Origin of the sequence: Thalassospira sp. A40-3 (assembly GCF_015871485.1) — a bacterium.
In the GTDB taxonomy this organism is placed as follows: domain Bacteria; phylum Pseudomonadota; class Alphaproteobacteria; order Rhodospirillales; family Thalassospiraceae; genus Thalassospira; species Thalassospira tepidiphila.
Genome location: NZ_CP065428.1, coordinates 1,541,608 through 1,557,500, shown reverse-complemented (window position 1 = coordinate 1,557,500; position 15,893 = coordinate 1,541,608). Strand labels below are relative to the sequence as shown.

The window sequence follows — 15,893 nt, the reverse complement described above, 5'->3', positions numbered from 1 at the left end:
TTGAAAAATCCCGCAAAGGTCCTGAAAAAGACCCGCAAAGACTGGGCTTTTGCCGGGCAAAAAACATTGCGCCGGATCAAAATGATTCGAAAAAACCAAGATTACTGGCCGTTGATTCGCCCTATAGGCCCAAAGTCCGGTTCAACCCGTTTGATGTGATGCAATGCGCACGGTCATATTAATCGTGATAGTTCCGCCAATTTGCTCCAAAAGGACATATCATCCGGGCAAGGCCGCAAAATGGCGCAAAAGCAAATATGTGAACCTTTCCTTTACATTATGACCCGATGATAGGGTGAGATATCCATACCCCTCGTTATAAGACGGGCATCAGGGGACCGAAGGAAGATGATGAGACTGCGACAATATCTTATATGTGCCGCCGCCTTTGCGGGGCTCTCTCTTGCCGGGTGCTCTGGCACCAATCTTGTGCCCAATACGGGCCCGGGCAGCAGTGAAGGCAAAGGTGGCCAACCAGGTCCGTCTTTCACCCAGTTCACAGATATTCCGATGCCGTCCAATTCGTCACTCGATATGGACAGAAGCATCATCTTTGGCGCATCCGATGCCTGGCACGGAAGGCTTGTCCTGAATGCTGGCGGATCGCAAGCACAGATGTATGATTTCTATGAACGTGAAATGCCAAACTTCGGCTGGAGCAAGGTGACGGTGGTCCGCGCTGATATTTCGGTTCTGGTCTATGACCGTGAAAACCGGGTTGCGACCATCAAGTTGACCGGTGGCTCCTTTAGCGGGTCGGTGGTCGATATCACGGTATCGCCAAAGGGCTGATTGCCTGCCCAACCAAGCAGACGAAAACTTCGAAAACAAAAAGGGTGCCAAACGGCACCCTTTTTTAATGCGAAACGCAATGGCTGGTAGATCGACCTAGCGCGTACCGAACAGTCGGTCGCCGGCATCGCCAAGGCCCGGAACGATATAGGCCTTTTCATTGAGCTTCTCATCAAGGCCGGCGGTATAGATCGGCACATCCGGATGGGCATCCTGGAAGACTTTGACCCCTTCGGGGGCGGCAACCAGCGCCATGAAGCGGATGTCCTTGTCGGCAACACCGTATTTATTGAGCGTATCGATCGCCGCCACTGCCGAGTTCCCGGTGGCCAGCATCGGATCGACCAGAATAAAGGTACGGCCTTCGACTTCGGGCAGTTTGACCAGGTATTCGACCGGCATGTGGGTTTCCGGATCGCGATAGAGGCCGATATGACCAATGCGCGCGGACGGCATCAATTCGATCAGGCCATCGGCCATGCCCGAACCGGCACGCAGGATCGGAACCACCGCCAGTTTACGGCCCTGAATGACCGGTGCCTTCATCGCGCAGATCGGCGTTTCGATGTCTTCATAGCTGACAGGAAGCTCGCGGGTGATTTCATAGCCCATGAGAAGGGCGATTTCCTTGAGCAACTGACGGAAGGTCTTGGTCGAAGTGCTGACCTTGCGCATGTGGCTCAGCTTATGCTGGATCAGCGGATGATCAAGAATATGAAGGTTCGGGAAATCCTTGTGCGTGCTCATGTGCTATCGGCCATCCTGTCTTGCTTTGCAGCCGTTCCAATCAAGCGGCTGCCGGTCTGGTGTTTGAGAACCTAGCGCGTAGCGCCTTTACCCAAAGATGGCAAGCAGAATGCCCCAATCAGAGGACAAAAACAAACCCGATGACATGAATTTGGCAATTGAATGCGCCAAGCCCAATAGAAAAGCGGGGTGGTTCATAAGACCACCCCGCTCTGCAGTGTTACATCTATATATATAGTGTGCGCCTTCACCGTACCCGGGATGCGCCCCCGATCAGATCAGTCTACGACGCGGTCATTGGGCTCTGCACGAACCGGGAAACCGTCAATCGAATGATCCGCCTTGATTTTGGCGGCATCATCGCGTGCCGCTGCAAGATTGGCATAGGACCCGATCCGGACATAGTACCAAGCCCCTTCGTCCTCTGGCCCGCGCACGACAACCGCGACTTCAAGTCCCTTGCTGCGCAGTTCCTCAGCACGCTGGCTTGCATTTTCATGCACCTTGAAGGCACCGACCTGAACCGAGAAAGGCTTGCTGGCATCTGATGCCGGGGCTGCTGGTGCTGGTTCCGGCGTAGTTTCGGCGGTTTCAGCCGCTGGTTCGGATGCCTCTGGCGCAGTTGCCTGTTCAGTGGTTGGCGCAGCCGCGGTCGCAGCACTGTCTTGTGCCTCTTCAACTGCCGGGGCTTCTGGTGCAGCTGGCGCATCGGTATCGCCGGTTACGTCGCGAATTTCCGGCGCCGCAATCGCCTGTTCTTCCGAACCTGAGGCTTCTGCGGCTTCTTCGGTTTCAGTTGCTTCCGATGCGGCTTCGCTGCCAGCCGTGGCATCATCCGAAAGTGCCTCTGTACGCTGCGCGATCAGATCGCCGACCGGGTCTTCGCTATCGGCGCTGATTTCCGGTGCTGGTGTTGTTGCTGCCGGCTCGGTTGCCTCAGGCGTGGCATCGGGAATTTCAGTTGGTTCTTCCGGGGTGGAGGCCAGCATTTCGACCTGCGGCTGCTCTGTCTGGGTAGTGCGCGCACCGTCTTCAGAATCCATGAACAAGCCTGCGCCGACCAGCATTCCGGCAAAGAACAAGACAAGGCCGAGCATGCCTGCGCCTGTGACCAGGCCAAGAAGGGTTTTGCGATCCATATCCGCTATCCGTGCATTAAGGTTTTGCCGATCACCGGAGCGTTCTGCCCCACGTGCGCTGCCATCACCATGCCCGTCCCGGCCATATATAAAGGCCGGAAGCGGTGCATCCTTTTGCCCGGCATCCGGATCAGTCTGCGGTTCCGGGGTTGCGCGCAAATCGGGTTTGTTGGTGTTGTCTTCGCCAGCCATGGACTTGGCCATCCTTCACGACATCAAAGTTACCCTGCTTTTGTAACCAACAGCACCTTTATAAAACGCTAAAGCCGTGCGCACATACAACCAGGCAGCGTGCCAAAGATCGATATGGGTCAATGTGTTTTGGATAAAAAAAGGGGGACTGGTATGAATTCCGGCATTGTCCCGCACAATGATCCGGATACCAGCCCCCTCGAGTGAGAGAGATCGACCTTCGGGGAGAGAGAGTCCCGAAGATAGAAGCCATCAGGCACGCCATGTAGGCCCGATGGCCGGTCACAAACGACGTTGTCGTCTGCATTTGACAAACACAGTCATAGAGCATCGTTTTTGCAATTGCAAACGATTATCACACACATTCGCAGAAAAAATTTCAATGCGTCGAAATCGCGCGCGTAAATCGGGGCTAAGCCCCCCAACCAAAACGAGAAATTCCAGATTTCGGACCACTTCAACCTGGCTGTGTGCCGCAGCAATCCTATGGAAATCGAGAAATAAGGGATTGTGTTCCAAACCAAGCTCTGCTTGGATCAGAACAACTACTCTTGAGAAGTAGAGGTGTGAGCGGGAGAGACGCGAGCCAATATGACCAAAGACAAAAAATAAACTTGGTTTGCTCTGGAGTGACAAAAATGACGGGAGACAAGGCCGCGAAGACGGCTATTGCAGGAGGCGCTACCAGCCTTCTGACGTTACGACGGATTTTGCTCGTAACAGGATTACTGGTTTCAGGTGCAGTGACATGGATGCTTCTTTGGACCGGTGATACCTATCGCAACTTTGCGATTGAAACACTGAACAATTCGGTCAGTGGTACAGTCAATTTCTTTGTCGGGTCGCGTATTGCCACCGACTATGCCGACAAAATTACCCCCATTGCCAATGAATGGTCGCGGCTTGGCAGCCTGGTCAAAAGTTATCAGGAAAATGACCAGACGCGCATGCAAGCCGAACTCAACATCCTGTCGAACGCACGCGAAGTGGTTCAGGGCGATGTAAACCTGATTGCGGCAATTTCCTATGATCAGGAATTCAATCAACTGGCGACGTCCGAAGCCAATCTTGGCGCCAGCGTCACTGATGATCCGGACGTCAAAGCCTATTTGATCGGTCGCGACAAGGCCGAAGCCCGTAAACCGGCAAGCTTTATGTGGGCAACCCCGGATGGACGTCCGGTCTTTAGCCTGATCCTGCCGGTTGGCGGGTTCCGTGCTGTTGGCTTCCTTGAAGTCATCACCGATCCCCTGCCCCAGCTTGCGGGCATTGGCAAGGTTTTGGGCGGCAACTTCCAGATTCTTGATAATTCCGGCAACGTGTTGTTTGAAAGCCTTGAGGCCCCGGCTGAGGCAGAAGCTGACGCTGCCCCGGCAGCAGAGGGCGATGCCGCCACCGAAAATGCCGGGGATGCAACACCGCAACCCAGCAGTGAAGTGCCAGCGCCCGAAACCGCCAAGGCAGGTGATACGCACCGCGCGGCAGTCGAGGTTATGATCAGTGATGGCCGTGGCGGCGTCTGGGCCGAGGCCCGGTTTGACCGCGACGTGTCTGATTTCTATGCCCAGACCGATAGCCTGCGCCTGCTGTCGATTGAAATCCTCGTTGGCGTGCTTCTGGCGGCCTGGATTGTTGGCTGGATCCTGTTGCGCACCACGGTTCTGCGCAATCTGCGCGCCTTTGCCGGTGCGATGACGTCAATCTCGAACGGGGACACCAACGTCAATCTGCCCAATGTTGGCAATGACGAAATCGGCGAGATGAAAAAGGCATTGATTGCCTTGCGTGAGTCGGTGCGTCAGGCCTTGATCTTGCAAAACATGGTCGAGAATACCCCGACCATGACGGCGATGATCCTGCCTGATGGTAAGCTCCGCTACCTTAACGCCAGTGCGCAAGACTATCTTGGCGGCACTACGGCAACGATTTCGGGTGATTTCCTTAACCTCGGATCGGACTTCCAGGCCAAGCTTGCCAATCCGAACAACCTGCCCTTTACCGAGATCATCCAGACCGACCGTGGCTATCTTGATATCCTTGCTGCTCCGGTGCGCGACAAGGACAATGTCCTTTTGGGCACCATGCTAGCCTGGAACGACGTGTCAGAGCGTGAGGAAAGCAAGATCGCCGTCACCGAACTGATGGCCGAGGTTGCCCGTGTGGCCCAATCCGTGACCGAGCAATCCGAAGGGTTGCTGAGCCTTGCCAGTGAACTGACAAACCAGTCGGAAAACACGGTGCAGCAATCGGGTGGTGCACTGGATGTCTCGCGCGAGGCGGCATCAAATACCCGCAATGTCGCCACCGCGGTTGAGGAACTTTCATCCTCCATCGCCGAGATCAACCGCCAGGCAACCGAGGCTTCCACCGTGACCGGACGGGCACGTGAAGAAGCCGAAGAAAGCCAGCGCAATATCGGATCGCTTGAAAAGGCCAGCTCCGAGATCGGATCGATCATTGATCTGATCAACGACATTGCCCATCGCACCAAGCTTTTGTCGCTTAATGCGACGATTGAAGCCGAACGTGCCGGTGAACTCGGCAAGGGCTTTGGCGTGGTTGCCAACGAGGTCAAATCGCTTGCCGATCAGACCGCAAGTGCAACCGGCCAGATTGGTGACCTGACGGCCGCCATTCAGGAAGAAGTGCAAAAGGCGGCCCATTCGATCAGCACGGTTGGCGAAGTTATTCATCAGGTCAACGACATCCAGTCGACCATCACCCAATCGGTTGATGAGCAACGCCGTGCCACCGGTGAGATTTCCGAAAACGTTCAACGCATCGCGGCTGGTGCGGGATCGATGGACGAAATGATCACCTTTGTGAATGACGGCGCACAAAGTACCGGTCGCAGCGCACATGATCTGAACACCGCCAGCCATAACCTTTCGGAAGTGGCGCGCAACCTGTCAGAGAAAATGCGTGAGTTCAGCGAGCGGATGAAGCTGACCTGATCGGCTTTGTGACATTTTCCAACGCAAAGGGCGGCACCCGCAAGGTGCCGCCCTTCGTCATTTCAACAGATATGGTCGCGTGATCAGCTTGCTGCGGATTTCGACGCAATCTCATACAAATCGCGCGAGATTTCCGGCTTGGCGAGGATACGGTTGAGTTCGGCCTTCATCTTGTCCGCACGATCCGCATCGTATTTTGCCCATTTGCCAAGCGGGGCGCAGAGGCGTGCGGCAACCTGCGGGTTGATGTCATCAAGCTCTATCAAGCGATCGGCATAAAACGCATAACCCGAACCATCCTTGGCATGGAAATGACGCGGATTGCCCATGGCGAACGCCCCGATCAGCGCACGCACCTTGTTGGGATTGCGCATGGTAAAGGCCGGATGGCTCATCAGATCCTTGACCCGCGCCAGGGTATCCTCACGCGATGACATCGCCTGCAAGGAGAACCATTTATCGAGAACAACAGCATCATTGGCAAAGCGTTCCTCGAAATCGGCCAATGCAGTTTCACGGCCCGGATGATCAAGGTTATTCAGCACCGAAAGGGCGGCCATCTGATCGGTCATGTTATCAGCCGTGCCATACTGCGCGACTGCCACGTCGGCAAATTCATCCGTCCCGCTTGCCACCAGATAGGCAAGGGCCGTTGCCCGCAAGGCACGCTGCCCCGCCGACGTCGCATCAGGCGTAAAGGCCGCGTTTGAGGCATTCTGGTGATAGGTGTTGGCGAAATCATCCGAAAGTGCCTGGCCAATGCGTTTGCGCAAGGCCGTGCGCACCTGATAGATCGCCTCGGGATTGGCGGGCTTGCGCTGTTCAGACAGGAACGCCTCACCCGGCAGGACAAGCGCATCGGCACGGAACGCCTTATCAAGATCATCATTGGTAAGTGTCGCGCGCATTGCCGCGATAAAGGCATCAACGCGGGCCTGTTCATCGGCAAAGGCGGCATCGACATCGCCACCATTCGCCTCATAAGCGGCAATCGCAGACAACATCAAACGGGTTGCGTATTTCTGCCCGGCTTCCCAGCGATTGAACGCATCGCTGTCATTGCCCATCAGGAAGACAAGTTCGTGATCCGGCTGATCGGTGGTGATGTTGACCGGTGCGGAGAATCCCCGGTTAAAGGACAACACCGGCGCGTCAGTCACACCATCAAAGATGAATTCCTGGCTGGCTTCCGTCAGTTCAACCGTTTTGGCGACGAGGTCTGAACCATCCGCGCCCAGAAGCCCGATTGAAATCGGCATGTGCAACGGTTTCTTGTCCGGCTGCCCCGGGGTCGGGTCGGTTTTCTGCGAAATGGTCAGACGGTACTTCTTGGCATCCGCGTCATAGTCGCCCTGCCAGCTGAGCTTCGGGGTGCCAGCCTGCGAATACCAGAGTTTGAGCTGGCTGAAATCGATACCGTTGGCGTCTTCCATCGCCTTGGCGAAGTCATCACAGGTCACCGCCTGCCCGTCATGGCGATCAAAGTAAAGGTCGATGCCCTTGCGATAGCCATCCGGGCCCAGCAACGTATGCATCATGCGGATCAGTTCAGCACCCTTTTCATAGACCGTCGCGGTATAGAAATTGTTGATTTCCATATAACTGTCCGGGCGTACCGGATGGGCCAGCGGACCTGCGTCCTCGGGGAACTGGGCGGCGCGGAGCGCATTGACATCCTTGATCCGCTGTACCGGGCGGGAACGCTGATCGGCCGAGAATTCCTGATCACGGAATACGGTCAGACCTTCCTTGAGCGACAGCTGGAACCAGTCGCGACAGGTGACACGGTTGCCCGACCAGTTATGGAAGTATTCGTGTGCAACGATGGATTCGATGCGTTCATAATCGCCATCGGTCGCGGTATCCGGGCGGGCCAGAACGAATTTGGCGTTGAACACATTGAGGCTTTTGTTTTCCATCGCACCCATATTGAAGTCGGAAACGGCAACGATGTTAAACAGGTCCAGATCGTATTCGAGGCCATAGACCTCCTCGTCCCACTTCATCGACCGTTTCAGGCTGTCCATCGCATAATCGCAGCGATCTTCATTGCCATGTTCGACAAAGATGCGCAGCGCCACATCACGGCCCGACATGGTTTTGAAACTGTCTTCAACACAAGCCAGATCACCGGCGACCAGCGCAAACAGATAGGATGGCTTCGGGAACGGATCTTCCCACACGGCAAAATGACGGCCGCCGTCAAGATCGCCACTGTCGATCAGGTTGCCGTTCGAAAGCAAAACCGGGCAGCTTTCCTTGTTCGCATTGATCGTGACCTTATAGGTCGCCATGACGTCCGGGCGATCAGGGAAATAGGTAATACGTCGGAACCCTTCGGCCTCGCACTGGGTGCAAAAGGCACTTTGCGAAACATAAAGGCCTTCAAGCCGGGTGTTGTTGGCCGGCGAAATCTGGGTTTCAAGTTCGGCAATGAAGTTTTGCCCCGGTGCCTTAAAGCGCAGGCCTTCCTGATCAACCGTGAAATCGCTGGACGCCAGGCGGGTTTCATTAAGGGTGACGGAAAGAAGCTTCATATCCTCACCATGGAGGAAAACTTCGTCCCCCTTTCCGGTACCGCGCACAGGATTCGCAGCCATAAACAGGCGCGATTTGACATTTGTCACGTCACGATCAAGGTCAAAAACCAGTTCGACCTTTTCGACAATAAAGTCAGGTTCCTTATAGTCTTCGCGACGAATCTCTTGCGGCTGTTCAGACATTTAAGGGTCCTTTTTTCCTTGGGCTGCGCGGTTTTGGAACGGATTGTATAAAATCGCCAATTTCGCAATGCAGTGTGGTGTTTCAGAACTGAATTTCGGTCAGCGATAACACTGATAGGATAAATTTCATTTTTCCTCAAATGCGGAGTTTACGGCGCCGATTTTAATGGGCATACTCTCAAACGGTGGCGCGAGGGGGGCCAAAGTTTCACATTTCGTGGGGCGAGAGTGATCTTTGGTTTCCCTCAACCTTTCTGCCGGTTTTCCAGACAAAACACCTTCTCATGCAGATCGGCGTCCACCGGGTCGCACCCTACCAAAATCAAAAATATCCCATCCTTTTCTCACCTAATAATTTGTGAGTTCCGCTTGAACGGGATAGAATAATTGCGACCTGTCGGGGAATGATAACTTTCAGGGGAAAAATCGCCAATGTCCGAAACGTTCCAGGTTCTGATCGCCGATGACCATCCGCTAGTGCGCGGAGCCCTCAAACAGGCGTTAAGCTCGGAACTGGAAAACGTATCGGTCCTTGAAGCCGGCAGCCTGTATGAAGCCATTGATCAGATCGAAGCCCACAAGGGTGATATCGATCTTGTCCTGCTTGATCTTCATATGCCCGGCATGAACGGCTTTACCGGCCTGTTTACCCTGCGTGCATCCTATCCCGACATTCCGGTTTCCATCGTTTCCGCCAGTCAGGAACTGCCTGTCGTGCGCCGTTCCATTGAATATGGCGCCTCGGCCTTTGTCCCGAAATCAGCCCCGGTCGATCAGATCGGGCTTGCGGTCAAGACCGTGCTCGATGGTGGCATGTGGATGCCCGACTGGGCGCGCGAGGCCATGGAAAACGGCCCGGCCGATGACGAAGCCACCGGTTTGGCCGAAAAGATCGGCCAGCTTACTCCGCAGCAATTGCGTGTTTTGAACATGCTGACCGAAGGCAAGCTCAATAAGCAGATCGCCTATGAGCTTGATGTCACCGAGGCGACCGTCAAGGCCCATGTATCGGCCATCCTGCGCAAGCTTTCGGTCCATAGCCGGACACAGGCCGTGATCATCGCGCGCGAATTGCAGTTGCAGGAACCGGCGATCGAGGCCTGATTGGTCGAATTTGGCTAAATCCACCTTGGGGTTTCAGCCCGCGGAACTTCCCCGCCGCTCAGCCGTTTAATCCATACATCCAGATAAAAACACGTTTGCAGGCGGTTGCCCTGCCCTCCTGTCGGGAGTCCTTTGTATGTCGACCAGATGCGGCGCGCATTCGCCAGAAACACCTGATGCGTCCGAAACATCGGACGCCAATCCGCCCGCCAATGGCACGGCGGCAGAAACGGATGCGACTGTTCCCAGTGATGCGGAACGCCGCACCAATGCGCGTGCGCGGGTGTACCGCCGGGCGCGGACGATTTCGGTGATCGGCACATTTGTGGTTTTGGCATTGGGTTGTCTTTACGTCGCGCAAAGTCTTTTGCTGCCGGTTGTTCTGGCGTTTTTGCTGTCGCTTGTGTTTTCGCCGGTTGTCCGCACCTTTGCGAAATTTTACATCCCCAATGCCGTTACGGCCTTTGCCATTGTTCTGACACTCAGCGCGACTGTGATTGCCGGAATTTATGGTCTGAGTGGCCCGGTATCGGGCTGGATCGATGAAGCGCCAAATATCGAACGCCAATTGCGTCTGCGCCTTGCCGATCTCAGCGAACCGCTTGATAAACTCCGCGAAGCCCAAAAGCAGGTCTCCGAGGCCACCGATCAGAATAATGGCGATGAAGACGTCCAAAGGGTCGTGGTTGCCGAACCCAACCTGATCAGCCAGGCCGCCCAAGGCGCGCCTGATATTCTGGCGGGCATTGCACTGATGCTTGTTTTGTTGCTGTTTATCCTGTCGGGGGGTGATCGGATTTATCAGAAACTGATCCGCTCGCTTCCGACCTTTGGCGACCGGCGCAAGGGATTGCGCATCGCCCATGACGTGGAACGCGAAGTTTCGCGCTATCTCGCAACCATTACCGCAATCAACATCTTGCTTGGCATTGTGATCGGCACGCTGATGGCGATTATCGGCCTGCCCAACCCTGTTCTTTGGGGGATCGCGGCGGCGGTGCTGAACTATGTGCCGATCCTTGGGGCGATGACCGGTGTGGTGATTGTTGGCGTGGTGTCGCTTGTGTCGATGCAAACCACCGGACAGGCCCTGATTGCGCCGGCACTTTACCTGGCCTGCACGGTGTTTGAAGGCCAATTGATCACGCCGATGCTTATTGGTAACCGGCTTAAAATCAACTCGGTCGCAATTGTGCTTGCCATTGCACTGTGGGGCTGGCTTTGGGGCTTTGTCGGCATTCTGGTTGCCGTCCCGCTTCTGATCGTTGCCAGCGTTATTTCCAATCACGTCGAAGGCCTGGGCGGGCTTCGTGAACTTCTTGGCCCGCATGCAGCCAGTAACAATCCCGACCGCTCGATTCCGGCAAACAGCAAGTAGCGTTATCAGCCAGCACCACACCCTACGCCATTGCCAAAATCTGCAAACACTGCCAGTTTTGTGCGATGAACAAGGTCGAAATCATTGCCCATGATTGTCTGGGTGTGGAAGCCGTCATGGCCGAAACACGCCGTTCCTTTGCCAAACACACGCATGAGGCATTTGGCATCGGCTTCATGTATTCCGGCGCGCAAAAATCCGCCTCCGGGCGCGGCATGGTCGAGGCCGGGGCTGGCAACATCATCACGGTCAATCCACGCGAAGTGCATGATGGCCATCCGATTGGCAATGCTCCGCGCGGCTGGAACATGCTGTATTTCGACCCGGATCTGATTGCACATGCGGCAAGTGACCTTTCTGAAACCGCCACCGATCAGTATGAATTCACCCGCCCCGTAATGGATAGCCCGACTGTCCGGCACTGCTTTGGCGCATTATTTGATGCCATCACCAACGGATCGGAAGAAAGCGCACGGCTCCGGCGTGAAGAAATGCTGCTGATGATGCTCCATCACGCCATGATCGGCCCCGGTGAACCCACCCCGCACTCAAACGCCCGAACGGCTGTTGCCAATGCCCGGATCAAGCGCGCCAAGGCGTTGCTCGATGACTGCCCGACACACAGCCACAGCCTTGATGACCTCGCCAACGCAACGGGCTTAAGCAAATTTCAGACGCTGCGGGACTTTACCCGTGCGACGGGCCTCACCCCGCACGCCTATCTGATCCAGCGGCGCATTGATCTTGCACGCACTTTGATTAGAACTGGGATCAAATCCGGCGAAACCCTTGCTGATATCGCAAGTGCCGCGGGCTTTGCCGATCAAAGCCATCTGAACCGCCACTTTGTCCGCGCCTTTGGCCTGACACCGGGCCGCTATGCCCGCGCCGTTCGCGGAAACTGAGCAATCCTCATATCCTGCAATTCCGTTCAAGAATGCTTGGCTCGCCATCCGTAGATTGAGGGCAACAACATTCAACGAACGGATACAAAATGATCAGCCTCGATTTCCTGATAACCTCGCTTATCATCGTTGTCCTGCCCGGCACGGGTGTGATCTATACCCTGGCACTTGGACTGGGACGCGGCATGAAGGCCAGCATCTGGGCGGCCTTTGGCTGCACGCTTGGCATTGTCCCGCATATGACCGCCAGCATCCTTGGCCTCGCAGCCCTGCTCCATGCCAGCGCAGTTGCTTTTGAAATCGTGCGGTATCTCGGTGTCGCGTGGTTGCTGTATATGGCATGGGGCATGTGGCACGGGACCGGTGCGATGAAAGTCACCGCCAATGAAAGCACGACGGGCATTCTTAAAATCATCCGCGACGGCATATTGCTCAACCTGCTGAACCCCAAACTATCAGTCTTCTTCCTCGCCTTCCTGCCGCAATTTGTTAGCGCTAACACGCCCAATACAACGCTCGAGATGACCCTGCTCGGCCTGATCTTCATGGCGATGACGTTTACGGTGTTCGTGATTTATGGCTGCTTTGCGGGCGCATTGCGCAGCCACATCATCGAACGCCCGAAGGTCATGGCTTGGATCTACAAAAGCTTTGCGGGGGCTTTCGTGCTGATGGGCATCAAGCTGACCCTAACGGATCGTTAGCATAGGCCCCTCTGGCATCACTCTTGAACCGAAAGACTTCTTCCCCACCTTTCGACATCAATTCGCTTAGTCCAAATACACTTAATACGACACTGCACGTAAACAAAAAAAGCCAGATATCCATTGACAATGATATTTGCCATATCCGAACCCTAAGACTGGTTTTCTACCGGAGTCAGTCAGTAATTTTTGGAGTTAAAGAAATTTTCTAGATACGATAACAATAATTTTAATATTTTATTTGAGACACTAACGAAAAGACTAACACCAATCATAATGAGAAAAAAACTGTGAAATTTAGAGATCAGAAACTGATTAAATAAAACTGAAAAATTTGGCAAAAAAAGGATGTATCATCCTAAGCAAAATAGAACTGTTCTCGCTCTCTTTGTGAGAATAGCTCTTCTGGAACTACCGGACAACTTGCCTTCGCATTGATTAGCTCATCGTCAACTGTGATTTCCTGACCGCCAACATTTTTATTTTCCGCTTCTGACCACTTAGCGGAATAATACATTTTTGTTACGTGCAGCCCAAAAGCCAGCGGTGACAGGACTCTCTCGACTGCCCAGCGGTTTTCTGAATGGAAGCCTAAATGAAAGTGTGAGGATGGATGCACCATCTCTACATAATCTTGAGGATCATACTCGAAGCGCAAAACAGGTGGCAACATGTTGGCCCGTAACTCCGCTATTTTAGCTAGGAATTCTTCCTGAGTAAGCAGGCCTTCTTGAACATATTCATCCATTCCTTCTAGTTCAGAGACACGCTTCTCATCAGCACCAAAAAACGGATTTGGGTAGTAGGCATACCTTAGACCTCCGCGTCTCTTAATAGTAAACTGAAAGAATGAACGGTCCTTGAGCAGCACATTATAATCTGAGTTCCGTAAACCGCATAAATATAACTCTTCCATTGAGACATCTTTTAACATTGCTGTTGCAATGAACTCTTCTGAACAGGTCAAAGAACTAGAATTTGATATTGTTAGGGATATTCCCGCACGAGTTACAGCATCCCAAAATGCCAAAATACTCCTCGACAATTCGCGTTCATTCATCGCCTTCTCCAGCCCTCAATTCCTCCTCAATTTCTTCAGGACTCAGGCCTGCTTCTTTGAGCCTTTCGATATACTGTTCTCGAGCACGAATTATCGCCTGTTGACGACGACTAAACCCACGCTGAATAGTGTCAATTTTTTTCGGATCAGGCATAACGAACGTCATAGTGGGCGAGCGCTCGACTGCTGTCTCTAACTCATCAAGAACTTTCCTAGCTTTGTCTCCCACGCCACTAACTCGCAACCAACACTTGGTTCTAGTGAATGCTGTGAATATTTTGTTTCTACCGTCTCTTGACTTAAGCTCAACAGCATCCACACCAATGGCCAGCACTACAGGGGCTTCGTTGCCTTTCGCCCTGTAAACCGTTGATAATGTGACTTTACCGGCAATTGAAAATGGTGGTTCATTATACGGGTCAGCGCTAAGATTGTTAGTTGCAATGTCTCTTTTAGCCAAAGCCAACGAAAGTGCTTTAAAGTAACTTTTTGCGTGCCTATCATCTAGAGTCACGATGACAATATCTTCTGCCTCTAAGCCACCATCGAGGAATTTTTCTACTTCATGAACCAACCAACCGACTTCTTCGTCAAAGCTATCTCCGGCGAAGTAATCAATTATAGCAACCCCATCTACGGGAGGAATACTCAATGGACTATTATCCGCCGGTCGAGTGACCTCTACATTCTCTCCAATAACCAGTTCACCCGTATTCACCTGATAACCTAAGTCTTGCCAATGGTCTGCACTCTCAACCATCTGTACAATCTCGCCATATATTCCAAATCCCAAAGCATGTGCCGAGACTAGAACATCAAGCTGATTTCTGTATGCTCGCTTTAAAACTGCATCGTTAGTTGCCCCGGGTGGAACGTTTCCGAGAGTTCTATCTAGATCAACATTAGGCTGCCCATCTCTATCAACGCCAAACAACTCACGTGGCTGGCGCAAATGGATATTCATGATGTCTTGAAGTTCGTCGTAGGCCCAAACGATGCTCTTTCTATCTCGCTCCCCTTTAGTCAATTTGAAAGCTAATTGATAGAAACTGTCAGGGAAATCCTGTCCTTCATCGATCAAAACATGATCGTAGAATTGATCTATTTCCTCACTATCCATTAACTTTCGACAAATTGCGCCAAAAGGAGTTTCCCCGAAGCCAACAGCCCTTTGCGCTGCCCCAAAGCTCATTGGAATGACATTTGCTCTCCGGCAGGCATCTGAGTAAACGCCCGGATAACTACTTCCACCCCACCCATGTCTGACATGAACAACTTTCCAGTTTGGATCTTCGTCGGAGTACAAACGAAAAAATTTTGTGATTAGGGTTTTGATCGTCGCTCGCAAGCTTTTTGTATAAAATGTAAATAGGATTTTTGCTTCTGGATCATTCAGATGTAGATGAGCGGCCTTCATGGCTAAGATCACTGTTTTCCCAGTACCTGCAAGTCCCCTAATACGGGCTGGTCCACCAACATCAACTAACGCAATATGTCGTTGAATTTCGTCGAAATTAGCTATTTGCCCTTCAATATCGGACAATGCTGCGGCCAAAACATCACGATCGCGATCTTCAACACGCCTCTTAGATGTCCTTGCCAGTGCCTTGGCACCCTCAACAATGGACCGAACTTCTCTGACAACATTTGCTGCTAGTTGCTCATGACGAATATCTCGTAGGAACTGCGCAAAACTGTCCAAACTGTTGCATACAGTACAGTCGATATCATCGTCATCATTAGGCTCATCAACACCTAAAGATAGAATGACTGGGTTTATATCTACAATCGTACTTGTTCTCGATTTTCGAAGCACACGGCTTCGTACCAGCCTCGAATGTAGGTTACCCGAGAAGTCATCAAGGTCCTCAGCTAACTCATCTACTTCGTCAGGCGACCTCTGAAACAGGGTCTTGTCGCAAAAGCGAAGAGGAACAAATCCGTGCTCTGGAGAAAACAGCAGCAAATCTGGTCTAAACACTGATGTCTCATAGTCAGAGTATGACGGAAAATCGTAATATATAATCGCATTGTCGATATGCAATGCTGCATCATTTGCTTGCAGATAATCAACAACCTCTCTGGCTATCGGATCATTCTTCCATCGGTTTGAAGTAACAACAATCTGCAAAGACACGTCGAATATTCCCAATCACCAAATGAAACTTTTAATAGAATTCCTACTTTACACCCAA

11 protein-coding genes are annotated in these 15,893 nt (G+C 52.9%); 6 read left to right on the top strand and 5 right to left on the bottom strand.

The annotated features are described in order from the left end of the window. Positions 1-348 precede the first annotated feature (348 nt). Positions 349-792, top strand: a complete 444-nt coding sequence (locus IT893_RS06945) for a hypothetical protein (protein ID WP_231959834.1) — start codon at positions 349-351, stop codon at positions 790-792. Positions 793-888: 96 nt separating this feature from the next. Here IT893_RS06945 and upp read toward each other — a convergent pair whose 3' ends face one another. Next, positions 889-1,539 (bottom strand): uracil phosphoribosyltransferase, encoded by a 651-nt coding sequence (gene upp / locus IT893_RS06940; RefSeq protein WP_008892328.1) that lies wholly within the window; start codon positions 1,537-1,539, stop codon positions 889-891. 278 nt (positions 1,540-1,817) lie between these two features. After that, positions 1,818-2,870 (bottom strand): SPOR domain-containing protein, encoded by a 1,053-nt coding sequence (locus IT893_RS06935; RefSeq protein ID WP_197147295.1) that lies wholly within the window; start codon positions 2,868-2,870, stop codon positions 1,818-1,820. A 752-nt stretch (positions 2,871-3,622) separates the two neighbouring features. On the opposite strand from IT893_RS06935, the gene IT893_RS06930 reads away from it, so the two are divergent. Further along, on the top strand, positions 3,623-5,824 hold the full coding sequence (locus IT893_RS06930; protein ID WP_197147294.1) for a methyl-accepting chemotaxis protein: 2,202 nt from the start codon (positions 3,623-3,625) through the stop codon (positions 5,822-5,824). Between the two features lie 83 nt (positions 5,825-5,907). Here the strand turns inward: IT893_RS06930 and pepN are convergent, their stop codons facing one another. Then, positions 5,908-8,547, bottom strand: a complete 2,640-nt coding sequence (pepN, locus tag IT893_RS06925) for an aminopeptidase N (RefSeq protein ID WP_197147293.1) — start codon at positions 8,545-8,547, stop codon at positions 5,908-5,910. A 432-nt stretch (positions 8,548-8,979) separates the two neighbouring features. Between pepN and IT893_RS06920 the strand changes: the two genes are divergently transcribed. From IT893_RS06920 to IT893_RS06905, 4 genes are all read left to right on the top strand, one after another. Beyond that, positions 8,980-9,651, top strand: a complete 672-nt coding sequence (locus IT893_RS06920) for a response regulator transcription factor (protein ID WP_064782527.1) — start codon at positions 8,980-8,982, stop codon at positions 9,649-9,651. Positions 9,652-9,787: 136 nt separating this feature from the next. After that, the gene (locus tag IT893_RS06915) at positions 9,788-11,029 is read left to right on the top strand and encodes an AI-2E family transporter (RefSeq protein WP_252724102.1); all 1,242 of its coding nucleotides are present in this window, start codon (positions 9,788-9,790) and stop codon (positions 11,027-11,029) included. 65 nt (positions 11,030-11,094) lie between these two features. Further along, the gene (locus tag IT893_RS06910) at positions 11,095-11,934 is read left to right on the top strand and encodes an AraC family transcriptional regulator (RefSeq protein ID WP_197147292.1); all 840 of its coding nucleotides are present in this window, start codon (positions 11,095-11,097) and stop codon (positions 11,932-11,934) included. A gap of 89 nt (positions 11,935-12,023) precedes the next feature. Beyond that, positions 12,024-12,638, top strand: a complete 615-nt coding sequence (locus tag IT893_RS06905; RefSeq protein ID WP_197147291.1) for a LysE family translocator — start codon at positions 12,024-12,026, stop codon at positions 12,636-12,638. A 358-nt stretch (positions 12,639-12,996) separates the two neighbouring features. Here the strand turns inward: IT893_RS06905 and IT893_RS06900 are convergent, their stop codons facing one another. Beyond that, a complete protein-coding gene (locus IT893_RS06900) occupies positions 12,997-13,698 on the bottom strand; it encodes a DUF2290 domain-containing protein (RefSeq protein ID WP_197147290.1) in 702 nt (233 codons plus the stop codon). After that, positions 13,691-15,835 (bottom strand): DEAD/DEAH box helicase, encoded by a 2,145-nt coding sequence (locus tag IT893_RS06895; RefSeq protein WP_197147289.1) that lies wholly within the window; start codon positions 15,833-15,835, stop codon positions 13,691-13,693. Before IT893_RS06895 ends, IT893_RS06900 begins: the two co-directional genes overlap by 8 nt. Positions 15,836-15,893: the final 58 nt, after the last annotated feature.